Source organism: Pseudomonas sp. 203-8, from assembly GCF_020708595.1.
Classification (GTDB): Bacteria; Pseudomonadota; Gammaproteobacteria; order Pseudomonadales; family Pseudomonadaceae; genus Pseudomonas; species Pseudomonas aeruginosa.
The window spans coordinates 86206-104647 of sequence record NZ_JAJFDF010000011.1; the positions used below are offsets into that span (position 1 = coordinate 86206).

Genomic DNA, 18442 nt, shown 5'->3' on the forward strand with positions numbered 1-18442 from the left:
GAGGTGTCGAAGAAGTCTCTTGGTAATAAGAAATCCATTCAATATTCTAAAGTCGCTATCACTTGCTCTTGAGTCTTTCCCTTAGATGAATTCGTCCAACCCCCTTGTCGATTGGTTATTAGACAGCCTCGAAGTCGACACCAGCCTGTTCCATGTCGGTCGCTACTGCGGCGGCTGGCATGCCTCCACCCACGGTCTGGCGCGTGCCAGCTTCCACCTGGTGGTGCAGGGACACTGCTGGGCGCACGTCGCCGGAAGCGCCCGGGGCTGGCGACTGGACAGCGGCGACGCGCTGTTCTTCCTGCGCGACGTCGAGTTCCGCCTGTCCAGCGAGGCCACCGCCGAGGCCGCGCGCTGCCAGCCGCGTGGCGAAATGCAGGCGCTGGAGTGGAACGCGGCGGACGGTGCCGGCCTGGTCTGCGGGTTCTTCCACTTCCATTCGGGATTGTCCGGGCTGATCGTCGACGCCCTGCCCGACTGGCTGATCCTGCGCGCCGGCGATCCGGCGCTGGACGCGGCGCGACGCCTGTTCGCCCTGATCGTCGACGAGTGCCGCCGCCAGCCGGCGCCGTCGCCGGTTCTGCTGGAGCGCCTCAGCCACCTGCTGTTCCTCTACGTGTTGCGCCAGCAGGTGCTCGACAACCCGACCCTCGGCGGCCTGGTGGCACTGGCACGCCAGCCGCAGTTCGCCGGCCTGCTGGAAGCGCTGATCGAGGCACCCGAACAGCCCTGGAGCCTGGAACAAATGGCCGAACGCACCGGACTCTCGCGCTCGGCCTTCTTCAAGCGCTTCAACGAACTCAGCGGTCAGTCGCCGGGGCAGGTCCTGCTGGCCCTGCGCATGCACCGCGCCTGCGCCCTGCTGCGCGCCGACGCCAGCGTCGCCGAGGTCGCGGCGGCGGTCGGCTACCAGTCCACCGCCGCCTTCACCCGTGCCTTCCACAAGGCCACCGGACAGCAGCCGGGGGCCTATCGCAAGGCCAGCCGCTGATCACCAGAGACCGATCGGTACCAGGCGCCCGCCTTCCGGCTCGCCGTAGCGGAACGCCTGGCCGCGCAGGTCGATCTCCGCGTTGCTGATGGTAGTCCGCCGCTTCAGCCCGCGCAGCCAGTCGAACAGCATCCCGGCATGGGCCTCGCGCACCGCCGCATGCGCCGGGTCGGCGCCGAGGTCGCGCAATTCGCCGGGGTCGCTGGCAAGGTCGAACAGTTGGGCGCGGAAGCCGTCGTAGGCGATGTACTTCCAGCGCTCGCTGCGCACCATGTACATGCGGCAGGCATCGATGGGTCGGCCCAGGCGCTCCCGCGCCGGCGCCTGGAAGGCGTAGTCGTACTCGGCGATGGCGTAGCGGCGCCAGTCCGCCGGCGGCGCGCCATGGACGAAGGGCAGCAGCGAACGGCCCTCGATGCGATGGCTGGCGGGCTCGACGGCGAAGGCTTCGAGAATGCTCGGCAGTACGTCGATGGACTGCACCAGCGCCTCCTCCACCCGGCCGCGGGTGGCGTCCGCCTCGGGGCGCGGATCGCGGATCAGCAACGGCACGCCCACCGCCGACTCGAGGAGGAACTCCTTCTCGCCCAGGCCGTGGTCGCCGAGGAAATCGCCATGGTCACTGGTGAAGACGATCAGGGTATCGTCCCAGCGCCCGCTGGCGCGCATATGCTGGAAGAGCCGGCCGAGCTGGTCGTCGACCTGGCGGATCAGCCCCATGTAGGTAGGTATCACCTGCCGGCGCACGTCTTCGCGGGAGAAATTGAGGCTCTCGCGATGTTCGCGGAAGGCGCGGTACACCGGGTGGTCGCTTTCTTCGCCGGGCGCCGCGCGTAGCGCCGGGAGCACCTGGTCGGCGCGGTACAGCGCGTGGTACGGCGCCGGCGCGATGTAGGGCCAGTGCGGCTTGATGTAGGACAGGTGCAGGCACCAGGGACGCTCGCCCTGCTCGTCGATGAAATCCATGGCGCGACGGGTGGTATAGGCGGTCTCGCTGTGCGCCTCCGGCAAGCGTGTCGGCAATCCGGCATGGCGCATCCGCCAGCCGCTGAGGATTTCCCCGTCGGCGCCGGCGGCGGCGTTGGCCCAGTCGTGCCAGGGGTTGTCGCCGGTGAAGCCGAGGCGCCGCAGGTAGTGGGTGTAGGGCGCGCTTTCGCGCTTGTCGGCGAAGGCCGGGTCATCCGGGTAGACCCCGTCATTGCGGTCGTAGGGCTCGAAGCCGGCTTCGGCGAGGGCCGCGCCGCGCGCGCTGGCCGGATCGATGCCGAACCGCCGCATGCCTTCCAGGTTGGCCGTGGCGTGGGTCTTGCCGACCAGCGCGGTGCGGACTCCCGCGGCGCGCAGGTAGTCGCCCAGGGTCAGCTCCTCCAGCGGCAGCGGCACCGCGTTCCAGGCCACCTGGTGGCTGCTGACGTAGCGCCCGGTGTACGAGGACATCCGCGACGGCCCGCAGATGGTGCCCTGGGTATAGGCACGGGCGAAGCGCACGCCCTCCGCGGCCAGGCGGTCGATGTTCGGCGTGTGCAGATAGGGATGGCCGTAGCAGGACAGGTAATCGCGACGCAGTTGGTCGCACATGATGTAGAGGACGTTGCGGATCGGCTTGGGCTGGCTCATGACGGCTCGCGAAAAGGAAACGACGCTTCATTTCGCGGTCCGCCGCGTCCGGCGGCAAGCGCATTCGGAACATAGTTGGCATGCGTGCGACGCAATTCAGGTGGCGTCGTCGACCCGCTTCAGTTCGTCGATCATCGCCTCCGCCAGCGGCGACAGGCTGTAGCCGGCGCGGCTGACGATGCCGTAGCGGGTATGCAGTTCGTCGAGGTCGTCGGGCAGCTCGCGCACCCGCAGCGGACGCAGGCCTCCCTGTCCCGGCGGCGCCAGGTCGCCGAGGCCGCTGCTGATGCCGATGGCATCCGAGGCGAGAACCACGCCGAGCAGGCTATGGCCGTTCTCGCACTCGATGGCCGGGCGGAAGTCGGGACGCCCGCTGAGGTCCACCAGCACCTTGCGGATGTTCGGCGGGCTGATGTTGGTCGCCAGCGGGAAGCTCAACAGCTCCTCGGCGGAAACGCTCTCGCGAGCGGCCAGTGGATGCCCCTCGCGGCAGCAGAAATGCCAGCGCCGGGGACGCAGGCGCGAGGTCCGGTATTGCGGGTCGGCCTCGAAATGCCGGGTGTCGGCGACGAAGAACTCGAACTCCTCGGCCTGCAGGCGGCGGTTCAGCGCCTGCCAGTGTTCGACCTGGAAACTCACCCGCGCCTTCGGATAACGCACGTTGAAGCGCCCCACCGCACGCGGCACCAGCCAGGTGGCGGGAGCCGGCCCGGCGCCGAAGCGCAGTTCGCCGGCCTCCAGGCCGTTGAACAGGGCGATCTCGTTGGCCAGGTTGTGCGCGCCGCTGACCAGCCGGCGCGCATGTTCGAGGACGATCAGGCCCTGCTTGGTCGGACGCAGGTCCTTGGCCGCGCGGTCCACCAGGCGGCAGCCAGCGCTGTGTTCGAGCGCCTGGATGCTGCGGCTGAAGGCCGATTGCGAAAGGTTAACCGCCAGCGCCGCGGCGACGAAGCTGCGGTGCTCGTGAAGGGCGATGAAGTGGCGGAGCTGGCGGAGATCGATATGCATTTTCTACATGGAAAATATCGGGCGAATGCAATTGCCGGGGATGGCGTGGGCTTTTTATAAAGGCAATCTCTTATTCCGTAAAAGCAATATAAAACATAAATAAATAACCATACGGAATTAGCAGTCACCCCTTCATCCAGGACCCACACATGAATCGCCGACCCGCGTACCGCTCCATCCCGTCGTCCCGCAGCGCACCGTTCCGCCGTCGCCTGCTGCCCCTGTCGATCTGCCTGGCCTGCGCCGGAGGGGCGCAACTGGCCGGCGCCGACGACACCCCCGCGGGCACCGAAGAGGCGCGCCAGGCGCAGCCGGCCACCACCCTGCAGACCGTCACGGTGACCTCGCGGCGACGGGTGGAAAACTCCCAGGATGTGCCCACCGCGATGAGCGTGCTCGGCGGCGAAACCCTGGAGAGCCAGCGCATCTACCGGGTGCAGGACCTGCAGCAACTGGTGCCGAGCACCAACGTCGCCTACGTCCACGCGCGCCAGTCCAGCGTGTCGATCCGCGGCCTCGGCAACAACCCGGCCAGCGACGGCCTGGAAGGCAGCGTCGGGCTGTACCTCGACAACGTCTACCTCGGCCGCCCCGGCATGGCCTCGTTCGACCTTCTCGACATCGAGCAGCTGGAGGTCTTGCGCGGCCCGCAGGGCACCCTGTTCGGCAAGAACACCACGGCCGGGGTGATCAACATCGGCACCCGTGCGCCGAGCTTCACTCCGGAGCGCAGCGTTGAGATATCCGGCGGCGAGGACGGCTACTTCCAGGCCAGGGGCACGATTTCCGGACCGCTCGGCGAGACCCTCGCCGGGCGCCTGTCGGCCTACCGCACCCGCGACGACGGCTACGTGAAGAACCTCCACGACGGCAACACCCTCAACGGCGGCGCACGCCAGGGTTTCCGCGGGCAGTTGCTGTTCAAGCCGAACGACGACTTCAGCCTGCGCTGGATCGGCGACTACAACGAGGAAGACTCCGACAATGGTGTCCTTACCCTGTTCAGCAGCGGCCCCACGGTGAACGGCGTGAACCGCTACGAACAGCGCGCCGCCGCGGCCGGCGCGACGCTGGTGGACGGCCATCGGCGCAAGGTCAACTTCGACTCGGACCAGCAGGTCACGGTGTTCCAGGGCGGAACCTCGGTGGAAGCCAACTGGAAGCTGGCCAACGACTTCACCCTCACTTCCATCAGCGCCTACCGCTGGTGGGATTTCACGCCGCGCAACGACGACGGCCTGGACGTACCGGCGGCCTATAACGCCGGAGTCTCGGTGCGCGACAAGCAGTGGTCGCAGGAAATCCGCCTGGCTTCGCCCAGCGGCGGCTTCTTCGACTACGTGCTCGGCGCCTACTACTTCGGCCAGGACCTCGACAACAAGTCCTTCACCGACTACGGGCCCAGGGCAGACATCTGGAACGGAACCCCCGCCGGCGCCCTGAGCGACGTCAGCACCCGCGGTCGCGGGCACATCGACACCGACAGCTACGCGCTGTTCGCCCAGGGCACCTGGCACCTAACCGAGCGCCTGGACCTCACCGCCGGCGTGCGCGGCACCTACGAGGAAAAGTCCGCCTGGGTCGAACGCTACGCCCCGCTCGGCGGCGCCGCGGTGAGCGGCGCGGCGGCGGCCGCGCGCAACGGCAGGGTCGGCGCCTACGACAGCGGCGACATCGGCCTGCACAGCGTCAGTCCGTCCGCTCTGCTCAGCCTCAGCTACCGCTTCAGCGACCAGGTTCTGGGCTACGCCTCGCTGTCCCACGGCGAGAAATCCGGCGGCGTCAACCTGACCGTGGCCAGCGCTCCCAGCGCCGGTGCCGACTCGCTGCTGATTGGCACCGAGCGCGCCAACGATGCCGAGCTGGGGTTGAAGACCACCCTCCTCGACAACCGCCTGATCCTCAACGGCAACCTGTTCTGGACCGTGGTCCACGGCTACCAGGCCAATGCCTACGACGAGGCCAACCGCACCCAGTACCTGACCAATGCCGGCGATGTGCGCTCGCGCGGCCTGGAGTTCGAAGCGACGGCCCTGCCGATCCGCGGCCTGACCCTGAATTTCAATGCGTCCTACAACGACGTTCGCTACCTGTCCTACAAGAACGCCCCGTGCGCCCCCGAGGTGGCCTTCCAGGCCGGCGCCCCGGCGTCCTGCGACCTCAGCGGGCACCAGGTGGTCGGTGCCTCGAAGTACATCGCCAACTTCAATGGCGAGTATCGCTGGAAGCTCGACGATGGCCTGGAGCCCTACCTCACCGCCAGCTACGCGTTCCGCTCCAGGGCGGTGGGCACCATCGACGACTCCGCATACGGACAGATCCCCAGCTACGCCCTGGTCAACGCCTCCGCCGGCCTGCGCGGCGACTACGGGGACGGCCAGTGGGACCTGTCCCTGTGGCTGAAGAACGCTTTCGACAAGACCTACTTCACCAGCCTCTGGAATTCCGCCAACGGCGGCTACGCCGGCGTGCTCGGCACGCCGCGCACCCTGGGCGTGACCGCCCGCTACGACTTCTGAACCGATCGCCGAGGAACCCGCCATGCCCAGATTCCCGATGCTCCTGCTCAGCGCCGCGCTGCTCGCCGCCGGCGCCCATGCCGCGCCCAGCGTCTACCCCACCGGAGTGACCCGCTACGACCCGCAGAAGGCCTTCAACCAGTACGTGATCTTCAGCGGCGCAGACCGCAAGACCCACCTGATCGACATGAACGGCAACGAGGTGAAGCGCTGGGACTACCCCGGCTTCCCCGCCGCCGTGATCGACCCGGCCCTGAACGGCGGCAAGCGCGGCCATGTGCTGCTGCAACTGGCCGACCTGGCCGCTCCGGACAAGCTGGCCTCGCCCGGCAACGGCCTGGCCAACCAGGCCCTCGGCGAGCTGGACTGGGATGGCAAGGAGGTCTGGCGCTGGGGTGACCAGGCGCCGGGCGGCGCCGCCCATCAGCACCACGACCAGCGCCGGCTGGCCAACGGCAACACCCTGCTGCTGGCGAACAAGGTCCACGCGGTGAAGGGCTTCGCCGTGCCCCGGGTAATCGATGACGTGATCTACGAGGTCACGCCGCAGGGCAAGCTGGCCTGGAGCTGGACCGCTTCGGAGCATCTCGACGAATTCGGATTCACCGCCGACCAGTTGAAGCGGGTACGGGCCAGCGAGAACCCCGACTACCTGCACATCAACAACCTCGCCCCGCTCGGCGAGAACCGCTGGCACGCTGCCGGCGACCGGCGCTTCGCCCCGGACAACCTGCTGCTCGACTCACGCAACGCCAACTTCATAGCGATCGTCGACAAGGCCAGCGGCAAGGTGGTCTGGCGCCTCGGCCCGAACCTTCCGCCGATCGACCCGAAGAGCGCCCGTAAGCTGCCGCGCCCGGTGGACCAGATCAGTGGCCAGCACGACGCCCACCTCATTCCCGAGGGCCTGCCGGGCGCCGGCAACCTGCTGGTGTTCGACAACCAGGGTGACGCCGGTTACCCCTCGGTACAGCGCGGGCTGGTCTCCGGCTCGCGGGTACTGGAAATCGACCCGCTGAAGAAGCAGATCGTCTGGCAATACACTGCCGAGGACTCGCAGCAGCCCGGCTGGGCCTTCTACAGCGCCTTCATCAGCAGCGCGCGGCGCCTGCCCAACGGCAATACGCTGATCGACGAAGGGCAGAACGGACGCTTCTTCCAGGTAACGCCCGGCGGCGAGATCGTCTGGGAGTACGTCAGCCCCTACTTCGGCAAGGCGCCGCGCGGCGACGCCCGGAGCAACTGGGTCTACCGCGCGCTGCCGGTGGCCTACGACTGGGTGCCCGAAGGTACGCCGCGCGAGGAGAAGGCGGTGAACCTGGCGGTTCCCGGCGCCACGCCGCAGGTCACGGCGCGGCGTTGAAGCGGATGGCGGCGGATAGAGCCACGGCCCGCTACCCGCCCCTGCGGCCACCCGGCGCCACGCAGGGGAGCGAGGCTCGCGGGTGGTCCCCTGCACAGCCCCGCCGCTTCGGGCTAGGATGTGCCTTCGTTCCCCCGGTCGGCCCGCGCCCATGCCCAGAGCCAGCAAAGTCACCGATCCGTCCTACGAGCTGATGGACGATCACGAAGGCCATTCGCTGATCTACCGCCAGCACGGCTTCCCCAGCCCGCTGGTGCGCTGGCACTTCCACAAGGAATACGAGCTGCACCTGATCGTCGCCAGCTCCGGCAAGGTATTCATCGGCGACTACATCGGCAACTTCGCCCCCGACACCCTGTTCCTCACCGGTCCCAACCTGCCGCACAACTGGATCAGCCAGGTGGAGCCCGACGAGGTGGTGGCCCGGCGCGACATGCTGGTGAACTTCACCGACGAGGTGCTGGAGGACGGCAGCGGCGTATTCTCCGAGCTGAACCGCCTGGCCCCGCTGCTGGCGCGGGCGCGCTACGGCATCGAGTTCCGCGACCCGGCGCTGATCGGCGAAAGCCGGCGACTCTTGCAACGCATCGCCGACAGCGGCGGCATGACCCGCCTGGGATACTTTTTTATCCTCATGGAACAGCTCGCCGAATGCGAGGACTACCAGTTGCTCTCTACCGTCACTTCCTCGCAACTGGCCGACGAGCACAACGTCGAACGGATCAACCGGGCGGTGGACTACATCTTCCAGCACTACGCCCAGGACCTCACCCAGGAGCAGGTCGCCGCCCACCTGGGCATGACCCCCACCTACTTCTCGCGCTTCTTCAAGCAGGCCGCCGGGCGCGGCTTCGTCGAGTTCGTCAACCGCTTGCGTATCAGCAAGTCCTGCGAGCTGCTGGCCCGCAGCGAGCTGCCGGTGACCGAGGTGTGCTTCGAGTCGGGCTTCAGCAACCTGTCCAATTTCAACCGGCGCTTCCAGCAGCTCAAGGGCATGACGCCCACCGGCTACCGGCGCCTGGTGACCCAGCGGCTGACCGAGCAGAACCTGCTCTGAGCCTCCAGCGCCCCACCCCGGCGGTGCAAAAAAGTATCGGTCGAAGTGCAGTCGAGGCTTTGTCGGTTGCGTGACGCGCCTGTGTAATCGGCAGCGAGCGACACAAAAACAATAATGTCTTCCGCGCCGCCCGCCGGCCCGGAAGAGGAGTTCACCGATGAACGACTCGATCAAGGCCTGCCTGGCCGCCGCCTGCCTCGCCCTGCCCCTGCTGGCCCAGGGCGCCGAGACCCTGACCATCGCCACGGTCAACAACAACGACATGATCCGCATGCAACGCCTGTCCAAGGTGTTCGAGGAAAGCCACCCGGACATCTCGCTGAAATGGGTGGTGCTCGAAGAGAACGTCCTGCGCCAGCGCCTGACCACCGACATCGCCACCCAGGGCGGACAGTTCGACCTGCTCACCATCGGCATGTACGAAGCCGCGCTGTGGGGCGCCAAGGGCTGGCTGGAGCCGATGAGCGGGCTGCCCGCCGACTACGCCCTGGACGACCTGTTGCCCTCGGTGCGCGACGGTCTCTCCGTCAAGGGCACGCTGTACGCCCTGCCGTTCTACGCCGAAGCCTCGATCACCTACTACCGCAAGGACCTGTTCCAGCAGGCCGGGCTGCGGATGCCCGAGCAACCGACCTGGACCCAGCTCGGCGAATTCGCCGCCAGGCTCAACCGCCCGGACCAGGGCCAATACGGCATCTGCCTGCGCGGCAAGGCCGGCTGGGGCGAGAACATGGCGTTGATCGGCACCCTGGCCAACGCCTTCGGCGCACGCTGGTTCGACGAGCGATGGCAGCCCGAATTCAGCGGCGGCGAATGGAAGAAGGCTCTCGACTTCTATGTCTCCACCCTCAAGCGGTACGGCCCGCCCGGCGCCTCCAGCAACGGATTCAACGAGAACCTGGCGCTGTTCAACAGCGGCAAGTGCGCGATCTGGGTGGACGCCAGCGTCGCCGGTTCGTTCGTCACCGACAAGAGCCAGAGCAAGGTCGCCGACGCCACCGGCTTCGCCTTCGCCCCCCGGGAAGTCACCGACAAGGGCGCCTCCTGGCTGTATTCCTGGGCCCTGGCGATTCCCGCCAGCTCGCGCGCCAAGGACGTGGCGAAGGCCTTCGCCACCTGGGCCACCTCGCAGGCGTACGGCAGGCTGGTGGCGGACAGGGAAGGCGTGGCCAACGTGCCGCCCGGCACCCGCGCCTCGACCTACAGCGAGGCCTACCTGGCCGCCGCGCCGTTCGCGCGGGTCACCCTGGAATCGCTGAAGCGCGTCGATCCCAACCATCCGACGCTGAAGCCGGTGCCCTATGTCGGCATCCAGTTGGTCACCATCCCCGAGTTCCAGGCCATCGGCACCCAGGTCGGCAAGCTGTTCTCCGCCGCCCTCACCGGGCAGATGAGCAGCGACCAGGCGCTCGCCGCCGCGCAGCAGAGCACCGCCCGCGAGATGAAGCGCGCCGGCTATCCGAAGTAGTCCGCCGCCGGGCGCAGCCGCGCCCGGCGCGGCGCTGCTCGAGCGCTTGTCCTTGAAGATCCAGACGGAGTCGCCATGAACACCTCGGCCCTCGATACCCCGCTCCCGGCCCGTCCCGCCCGCCGCCGTCTCCAGCGCCGCCGGCGCGGCCCTGGCTGGCTCCTGGTCAGCCCCTCGGTGGCGCTGCTGCTGTTGTGGATGATCGTGCCCCTGGGCATGACCCTGTATTTCTCGCTGATCCGCTACAACCTGCTGTATCCCGGCGAGAATGCCTTCGTCGGCCTGGAGAACTTCACCTTCTTCGTCACCGACGCCGGCTTCCTGCCCGGCGCGCTGAACACCCTGCTGCTGGTGGGCAGCGTGCTGGCGATCAGCGTGGCGTTCGGCGTGCTCATCGCCGCGCTGCTGGAGGCCGGCGAATTCTTCGGCCGCGGCGCGGTGCGGGTGTTGCTGATCTCGCCGTTCTTCATCATGCCGACGGTGAGCGCGCTGCTCTGGAAGAACCTGATCTTCCACCCGGTCTCGGGCATCCTCGCCGCCGTCTGGCGCCTGTTCGGCGCCGAGCCGGTGGATTGGCTGGCGCACTATCCGCTGCTGTCGATCATCCTCATCGTCTCCTGGCAATGGCTGCCCTTCGCCATCCTGATCCTGATGACCGCCATGCAGTCCCTCGACCAGGAGCAGAAGGAGGCTGCCCGCCTCGACGGCGCCGGTCCGCTGGCGATCTTCTGGCACCTGACCCTGCCGCACCTGGCGCGGCCCATCGCGGTGGTGCTGATGATCGAGACGATCTTCCTGCTCTCGGTGTTCGCCGAGATCTTCACCACCACCAGCGGCGGCCCCGGCTACGAATCGACCAACCTCGCCTACCTGATCTACAACCAGGCGCTGCTGCAGTTCGATGTCGGCATGGCCTCGGCCGGGGGCCTGATCGCGGTGCTGATCGCCAATATCGCCGCCATCGTGCTGGTGCGGATGATCGGCAAGAACCTTACCGAGCGCAGCTGAGGAACCCGCCATGCTGACACTCAAGCAATCCCGCCGCCTGCGCAATGCCCTGCTCGGCCTGCTCTGCTGGGGCATCGCCCTGCTGCTGTTCTTCCCGATCTTCTGGATGCTGCTGACCAGCTTCAAGAGCGAGATCGACGCCTTCGCCACGCCGCCGCAGTTCATCTTCCAGCCGACCCTGGAGAACTACCTGCACATCAACGAGCGCAGCGACTACTTCGCCTACGCCTGGAACTCGTTGCTGATCTCCTCCTCGGCGACTCTCCTGTGCATGCTCGTCGCGGTGCCGGCGGCCTACTCCATGGCCTTCTTCGAGACCCGCCACACCAAGCGCACGCTGCTCTGGATGCTGTCGACCAAGATGCTTCCGCCGGTCGGCGTACTGATGCCGATCTACCTGCTGGCCAAGCAGTTCGGCCTGCTCGATTCGCGGCTGGCGCTGATCATCGTCTACACCCTGATCAACCTGCCGATCGTGGTCTGGATGGTGTACACCTACTTCAAGGACATCCCCGTGGACATCCTCGAAGCAGCGCGCCTGGACGGCGCCGGCACCTGGCAGGAGATCGTCCGCGTACTGCTGCCGATCGCCCGCGGCGGGCTCGCCTCGACCCTGCTGCTGTCGCTGATCCTGTGTTGGAACGAGGCCTTCTGGTCGCTCAACCTGACCTCCTCGGCCGCCGCCCCGCTGACCGCCCTGGTCGCCTCCTATTCCAGCCCCGAAGGACTGTTCTGGGCCAAGCTCTCGGCCGTCTCCACCCTCGCCTGCGCGCCGATCCTGGTCTTCGGCTGGATCAGCCAGAAGCAGCTGGTACGCGGCCTTTCCTTCGGCGCCGTGAAATGAAGCGCATCCCCATCCTTTCGTCCACGGAGGTATTCCGCCATGGCTGATCTCAAGATCCGCAACCTGCAGAAAGGCTTCGACGGCCAGGCCATCATCAAGGGCATCGACCTCGACGTCCGCGACCGCGAGTTCGTAGTCTTCGTCGGCCCCTCCGGCTGCGGCAAGTCGACCCTGCTGCGCCTGATCGCCGGCCTCGAAGAGGCCAGCGGCGGCAGCATCGCCCTCGACGGCACGGACATCACCGACACCCCGCCGGCGAAACGCGACCTGGCGATGGTCTTCCAGACCTACGCGCTGTACCCGCACATGACGGTGCGCAGGAACCTCTCCTTCGCCCTCGACCTGGCCGGCGTCGACAAGCGCGAGGTCGCCGCCAAGGTCGACGCCGCCGCACGCATCCTCGAACTGCAAGCGCTGCTGGAGCGCAAGCCGCGCCAGCTCTCCGGCGGCCAGCGGCAGCGGGTGGCGATCGGCCGGGCGATCGTGCGCAACCCGAAGATATTCCTCTTCGACGAACCGCTGTCCAACCTCGACGCCGCCCTGCGCGTGCAGATGCGCCTGGAACTGGCGCGGCTGCACCAGGAACTGGCGGCGACCATGATCTACGTGACCCATGACCAGGTCGAGGCGATGACCCTGGCGGACAAGGTCGTGGTGCTCAACGGCGGGCGCGTCGAGCAGGTCGGCTCGCCGCTGGAGCTTTACCACCATCCGGCCAACCTGTTCGTCGCCGGCTTCCTCGGCACGCCGAAGATGGGCTTCCTGCGCGGCCATCTCAGCCGCAACCAGGGCGAGCGCTGCGAGGTCGCCCTCGAATGCGGCGCGCGCGTCGGCCTGCCGCTATGCGCCGGCGAGCTGGCCACCGGCAGCCCGGTGACCCTCGGCATCCGCCCGGAACACCTGAACATCGCCCGCCCGGGCCATGCCTTCCAGGGCCTGCTGCGGGTCGCCGCCGACGTCAGCGAACGCCTGGGCAGCGACAGCTTCTGCCATGTCCGCGCCGACTCGGGGGAAATGCTCACCCTGCGCGTGCGCGGCGATTTCGCACCGGACTACGGCGCCCCCCTGGAGCTGGGCTTCGATCCGGCGCACTGCCACCTGTTCGACAGCAACGGCCAGGCCCTCGACAAACGACTGCAACAGGCGGCCTGAAGCCGCCAGCGGGAACCCACCGATGAAACTCAACCGGCAGCACCTCCCCCTGCTGGCGACCGCTGTCGCCCGCCCGTCCTACGACCCCGCGCAACTGCGCCAGGGCATCGTCCACATCGGCGTCGGCGGCTTCCACCGCGCGCACCAGGCGGCCTACACCGACGCCCTGATGAACCGCGGCGAAGCCCTCGACTGGGCGATCTGCGGCGCCGGCCTGCGCAGCGACGACCGCGCCATGCACGACGCCCTGGCCGCCCAGGACTACCTCTACACCCTCTACGAGCTGGGCGACCAACCGGACACCGAGGTCCGCGTGATCGGCGCCATCAGCGGCATGCTGCTCGCCGAGGACGGCGCCGAGGCGCTGCTGGAAAAACTTGCCGAGCCGGCCATCCGCATCGTCTCGCTGACCATCACCGAAGGCGGCTACTGCATCGACGATGGCAGCGGCGAGTTCCTCGCCGAGTTGCCGCTGGTGCGCCACGACCTGGCCAACCCGCGGACCCCGCGCGGGGTCTTCGGCTTTCTCTGCGAGGCTCTGCGGCGGCGCCGCGACACAGGCGTGCCGGCGTTCACCGTGATGTCCTGCGACAACCTCCCGCATAACGGCGAGGTGGCGCGCAAGGCGCTGCTGGCCTTCGCCGAACGGCTCGACCCGGGGCTGGCGCGCTGGATCGCGACGCACGTCAGCTTTCCCAACGCCATGGTCGACCGCATCACCCCGATGACCAGCCCCGCCCACCGCCGCCAACTGGCCCAACGGCACGACGTGGAAGACGCCTGGCCGGTGGTCTGCGAACCCTTCGTGCAATGGGTGCTGGAAGATCGTTTCAGCGCTGGGCGCCCGGCCTGGGAAAAGGTCGGCGTGCAGTTCACCGACGACGTCACGCCCTACGAGGAGATGAAGATCGGCCTGCTCAACGGCAGCCACCTGGCGCTCACCTACCTGGGCTTCCTGCGCGGCTACCGCTTCGTCCACGAGACCCTCGGCGACCCGCTGCTGCGCCGCTACGTGCGGGCCTTCATGGACCGCGACGTGGCCCCGCTGCTGGCACCGGTACCGGGGATCGACCTGGAACGCTACAAGGACAGCCTGGTCGAGCGCTTCGCCAACCGCGCCATCGCCGACCAACTGGAACGGGTCTGCTCGGACGGCTCGTCGAAGTTTCCCAAGTTCATCGTCCCCACCGCCAATCGGCTGATCGCCGCCGGCCGGCCGCTGGAACGGGTGGCCCTGGTGGTGGCGGCCTGGGCGCTGTACCTGGGCGGGGTCGACGAGCATGGCGAACGCTACCCGATTCCCGATCCGCGCGCCGCCGAATGCCAGGCGCTGGTTGCCGAACGCCACGGCCTGGGCCGGCGCCTGCTCGGCGTGGAGACCGTGTTCGGCCCGGCGATCCCGGCCTCGGCGGCCTTCGTCGAGGCCTTCGAGCGGCTCTACGACAGCCTGCGCCGACACGGCGTCAGCGAAACCCTGCGCCAGGTACTCGGCGAATGACTCCGGAGGGCCGCATGCACGGATTGTTCCTCGGCATCGATTGCGGCACCCAAGGCAGCAAGGCGCTGCTGCTCGACGCCGGCAGCGGCCGCACGCTGGGCCTGGGCAGCGCCGCGCAGCGCCCGCCGGAAGGCCGCGACGGACGCCGCGAGCAGGACCCGGCGGACTGGCTGGAAGCCATGGCCAGCGCGGTACGCATGGCCCTGGAAGAAGCCGCGGTGGACGGCCGCGAGGTCCGCGCCCTGGCGGTTTCCGCCCAGCAGCATGGGCTGCTCCTGCTCGACGCCGAGGGCCGGGCGCTGCGCCCGGCCAAGCTCTGGTGCGACACCGAGAGCGCGGCGGAGAACCGCGAGCTGCTGGAAGCCCTCGGCGGCCCGGCCGGCTCGCTGGAACGCCTGGGACTGGTGCTCGCGCCGGGCTACACGCTGTCCAAGCTGCTCTGGAGCAGGCGCCGCTTTCCCGAGCTGTTCGCCCGCGTCGCGCACATCCTCCTGCCCCACGACTACCTCAACCACTGGCTCACCGGCCGCGTCTGCAGCGAAGCGGGCGACGCCTCCGGCAGCGGCTACTTCGACGTGCGCCGGCGCACCTGGGCCAGCGACGTGCTGGAGCTGGTCGAGCCGGGCGGACGCCTGGCGGCGGCGCTGCCGGAGCTGATCGAGCCCGGCGCCTGCATCGGCAACCTGCGCCCCGAAGCGGCCGCCGCCCTCGGCCTGGCTCCCCACACGCGGGTCGCCTGCGGCGGCGGCGACAACATGCTCGCCGCCATCGGCACCGGCAACATCCGCCCCGGCCTGCTCACCGCCAGCCTGGGCACCTCCGGCACCCTGGCCGCCTATGCCGAGCGGCCGCTGGTCAGTCCGCACGGCGAGCTGGCGACCTTCTGCGCCTCGTCCGGCGGTTGGCTGCCGCTGGCCTGCACGATGAACCTCACCGGCGCCTGCGGCCTGGTACAGGACCTGCTGCACCTCGACCTCGACGAATTCTCCCGGCTGGCCGCCCAGGCGCCGGTCGGCGCCGAGGGTCTGCTGATGCTGCCGTTCTTCGACGGCGAGCGGGTTCCGGCGCTACCGCACGCCAGCGCCAGCCTGCATGGCATGACCGCGGCCAACCTGAGCCGCGCCAATCTTTGCCGGGCGGTGCTCGAAGGCACCGCCTTCGGCCTGCGCTACGGCCTCGACCTGCTGCGCGCCAGCGGCCTGCCGGGCGAGGAAATCCGCCTGGTCGGCGGCGCGGCGAAGAACCCGCTGTGGCGGCGGACGCTCGCCGACCTGCTCGGCCTGCCGCTGGTCTGTCCGCGGCAGACCGAGGCCGCCGCCCTTGGCGCGGCGCTCCAGGCGGCCTGGAGCCTGGGCCGCGAAAGCGGCGCCGGTGAAAGCCTGGAAGCCCTGTGCCGGCGCTGCGTGGCGCTCGACGAGTCGACCCGCACCCAGCCCCAGGCGCGACAACAGGCGGCCTACGAACAGGCCTACCGGCGTTACCTGGAGCACCTGCCTCCGCGATAATGGTCGCTTTCCTTCCTCTTCTGGCGTTTTGGAGATCTGCATGTACCTGGTGTGTGGCGAGGCCCTTTTCGATGTCTTCAGCCTGGAAAGCGCTGCGCGCAGCAACGAGCTGGGCTTCACCGCGATCGCCGGCGGCTCGCCGTTCAACGTCGCCGTCGGCCTGCGCCGGCTGGGCGTGGAGGCGGCGCTGTTCGGCGGGCTGTCCAGCGACTACCTGGGCACGCGGCTGCGCCGGGTGCTCGAAGAAGAAGGCGTGGACTGCGGCTTCCTGGTGCCCAGCGACGCCCCGACCACCCTGGCGATGGTCGGCCTCGACGCCAACGGCTCGGCGCAATACCAGTTCCGCGGCGACGACTGCGCCGACCGCCAGGTGCGCCTGGAACACCTGCCGACGCTGGATGGGCGGATACGCGGGCTGCACGTCGGCTCCTATACCCTGGTGGTGACACCGGTGGCCGACACCCTGCTGGCGCTGGTCCGGCGCGAGAGCGGCCGGCGCCTGGTCAGCCTGGATCCCAACGTGCGCCTCGACCCGCAGCCGGACATCGACCTCTGGCGGCGCCGGGTCGAGGCCTTCGCCAGTCATGCGCACCTGATCAAGGCCAGCGAGGAAGACCTGGCCCTGCTCTACCCCGGCCGCGCCCCCGGCGAGGTGGCCCGCGGCTGGCTGAACCCGCGCTGCCGGCTGGTCTTCGTCACCCACGGCGGGGCCGGCGCCAGCGTGCACTGCACCCACGGCAGCTGGAGTCGCCCGGCGGATACCGCCCTGCCACTGCGCGATACGGTCGGCGCCGGCGATACCTTCCAGGCGGCGACCCTCGCCTACCTCCGCCGCCTCGACGCCGACAGCCCGGCCGGGCTAGCCGCGCTGTCGCGGGAAGCGATCGACGCGATGCTCGCCTTCGCCATCCGCGCGGCGGCGGTCACCTGCTCGCGGGTGGGGCCGGACCTGCCGTTCGCCCACGAGCTTTGAGGCCGGCCGTGCGGAGGGTCAGGCCGAGGGCTGCCGCCCGGTCTAGCGCCCCGGCCGCGCCAGCCACTCCCGGCCCTTGAGCATGGCGTTCCAGTACACCCAGGGCAGTACGTGGCGCTTGAGCAGCCAGGCGAAGCGGCTGGCCGCGGTGGGCTCCAGCGGGAAGGTCGGCAGCAGCTTGCCGGCATAGCCGAACTCCGCCAGCACCACCCGGCCGCGCTCGACGGTCAGCGGACAACCGCCGTAGCCGTCGTAGCGCAGCGGCAGGCCACGGCCGCTGCGCAGGCCGAGAAGGTTCTCGGCCACCACCACGATCTGCTTGCGCGCCGCCGCCGCGGTCTTCGCGTTGGCGGTGCCGCAGACATCGCCGAGGGCGAAGATCTCGCCATGGCGGACATGTTGCAGGGTCGCCGGGTCGACTTCGCACCAGCCGGCCGCGTCGCCCAGGCCGCTGGCGGCGACGAAGGTCGGCGGCAGCTGCGGCGGCACCACGTGCAGCAGGTCGAAGTCCTTTTCCGCCAGATTGGTGTTGCCGTCGGCGTCCTTCACCTCGAACCAGGCCTTGCGCGCCGCGCCGTCGACCTTCACCAGGTTGGAATTGAACGCCAGCTCGGCCGAATACTTGCGCACGTACTCCATCAGCGGCGGAACGAAATCGGCGACACCGAACAACGCCGCGCCGGCCAGGTCGAACTCGACCTCGATGTCCTGCAGCACGCCCTCCCGCAGCCAGTGGTCGCAGGACAGGTACATGGCCTTCTGCGGCGCCCCGGCGCACTTGATCGGCATCGCCGGCTGGGTGAACAGCGCCTTGCCGCCGCGCAGGCCGCGCACCAGCTCCCAGGTGTAGGGCGCCAGGTCGTAGCGGTAGTTGGAGGTGACGCCGTTGCGCCCCAGGGTCTCCTCCAGGCCCTCGATGCGCTCCCAGGCCAGGCGCAGGCCGGGGCAGACGATCAGGTTGCGGTATTCCAGGCTGTCGCCGCCCTCCAGCAACAGTCGGCGCGCCTCGGGGTCGACCCGCTCGACGCGGGTGCGCAACCACTCCACGCCGGGCGGGACCAGCCCGGCCATCGGCCGCGCGGTGTCGCCCTGTGCGTAGGCGCCGCCACCGACCAGGGTCCAGCCCGGTTGGTAGTAGTGGGTGTCCGCCGGCTCGATCAGGCTGATACGCAACCCCGGCGAACGTTTCAGCAGGCTGGCGATCACGCCGATGCCGGCCGCGCCGCCGCCGATCACGGCGATGTCGGTGGTGAGTTCTGAAGCGTTAGCGCTCTGCATGGGAGTTCCTTCGACGATCCGAGTGGGTGGACGCGCGCCAGGCCGCCGCGCGCGAAACCCTATCACCCTAGCAGCACGGCGCCGGCGCGCGGCATCCGGCTGTAATCCGCCAGTAACTGTTGCCCTGGCAACAGCGGAGCAACAGGCAGCGCCCGCGGACC

General features: G+C 68.8%; 14 protein-coding genes. 11 read left to right on the forward strand and 3 right to left on the reverse strand.

Translation table 11 applies throughout. The annotated features are described in order from the left end of the window. Positions 1-85 precede the first annotated feature (85 nt). Positions 86-991: an AraC family transcriptional regulator gene (locus LJF27_RS25015; protein WP_003089436.1), complete on the forward strand. Its 906-nt coding sequence runs from the start codon at positions 86-88 to the stop codon at positions 989-991. Here the strand turns inward: LJF27_RS25015 and LJF27_RS25020 are convergent, their stop codons facing one another. Further along, the gene (locus LJF27_RS25020; RefSeq protein ID WP_003117848.1) at positions 992-2608 is read right to left on the reverse strand and encodes an alkaline phosphatase family protein; all 1617 of its coding nucleotides are present in this window, start codon (positions 2606-2608) and stop codon (positions 992-994) included. Between the two features lie 96 nt (positions 2609-2704). Beyond that, positions 2705-3616, reverse strand: a complete 912-nt coding sequence (locus LJF27_RS25025) for a LysR family transcriptional regulator (RefSeq protein WP_003105356.1) — start codon at positions 3614-3616, stop codon at positions 2705-2707. A gap of 149 nt (positions 3617-3765) precedes the next feature. Here LJF27_RS25025 and LJF27_RS25030 point away from each other — a divergent pair, with 149 nt between their 5' ends. From LJF27_RS25030 to LJF27_RS25075, 10 genes are all read left to right on the forward strand, one after another. Then, positions 3766-6135 carry a TonB-dependent receptor gene (locus tag LJF27_RS25030; protein WP_003114997.1) on the forward strand — a complete coding sequence of 790 codons (2370 nt, stop codon included), beginning with the start codon at positions 3766-3768 and terminating at the stop codon, positions 6133-6135. 22 nt (positions 6136-6157) lie between these two features. Further along, positions 6158-7498, forward strand: coding sequence for an aryl-sulfate sulfotransferase (locus LJF27_RS25035; protein ID WP_003124602.1), 1341 nt, complete (start codon positions 6158-6160; stop codon positions 7496-7498). 151 nt (positions 7499-7649) lie between these two features. After that, positions 7650-8555: an AraC family transcriptional regulator gene (locus LJF27_RS25040; RefSeq protein WP_003089438.1), complete on the forward strand. Its 906-nt coding sequence runs from the start codon at positions 7650-7652 to the stop codon at positions 8553-8555. 157 nt (positions 8556-8712) lie between these two features. Beyond that, positions 8713-10023 carry an ABC transporter substrate-binding protein gene (locus LJF27_RS25045; protein WP_023116874.1) on the forward strand — a complete coding sequence of 437 codons (1311 nt, stop codon included), beginning with the start codon at positions 8713-8715 and terminating at the stop codon, positions 10021-10023. 75 nt (positions 10024-10098) lie between these two features. Beyond that, entirely contained in the window at positions 10099-11031 is a 933-nt protein-coding gene (locus tag LJF27_RS25050; RefSeq protein ID WP_003105364.1) for a carbohydrate ABC transporter permease, read from the forward strand. A gap of 10 nt (positions 11032-11041) precedes the next feature. Then, positions 11042-11875 carry a carbohydrate ABC transporter permease gene (locus LJF27_RS25055; protein ID WP_003105365.1) on the forward strand — a complete coding sequence of 278 codons (834 nt, stop codon included), beginning with the start codon at positions 11042-11044 and terminating at the stop codon, positions 11873-11875. A gap of 39 nt (positions 11876-11914) precedes the next feature. Next, positions 11915-13027, forward strand: a complete 1113-nt coding sequence (locus LJF27_RS25060; RefSeq protein WP_003089446.1) for an ABC transporter ATP-binding protein — start codon at positions 11915-11917, stop codon at positions 13025-13027. Between the two features lie 22 nt (positions 13028-13049). Next, positions 13050-14525, forward strand: coding sequence for a mannitol dehydrogenase family protein (locus LJF27_RS25065; RefSeq protein ID WP_003105368.1), 1476 nt, complete (start codon positions 13050-13052; stop codon positions 14523-14525). Further along, positions 14522-16030 (forward strand): xylulokinase, encoded by a 1509-nt coding sequence (gene xylB, locus LJF27_RS25070; RefSeq protein WP_078465425.1) that lies wholly within the window; start codon positions 14522-14524, stop codon positions 16028-16030. The genes LJF27_RS25065 and xylB overlap by 4 nt, the downstream gene beginning before the upstream one ends. Positions 16031-16070: 40 nt before the next feature. Further along, positions 16071-17003 carry a carbohydrate kinase family protein gene (locus tag LJF27_RS25075; protein ID WP_023116876.1) on the forward strand — a complete coding sequence of 311 codons (933 nt, stop codon included), beginning with the start codon at positions 16071-16073 and terminating at the stop codon, positions 17001-17003. A 42-nt stretch (positions 17004-17045) separates the two neighbouring features. On the opposite strand, the gene LJF27_RS25080 is transcribed toward LJF27_RS25075, so the two are convergent. Beyond that, positions 17046-18281, reverse strand: a complete 1236-nt coding sequence (locus LJF27_RS25080) for an NAD(P)/FAD-dependent oxidoreductase (protein ID WP_003106867.1) — start codon at positions 18279-18281, stop codon at positions 17046-17048. Positions 18282-18442 lie beyond the last annotated feature (161 nt).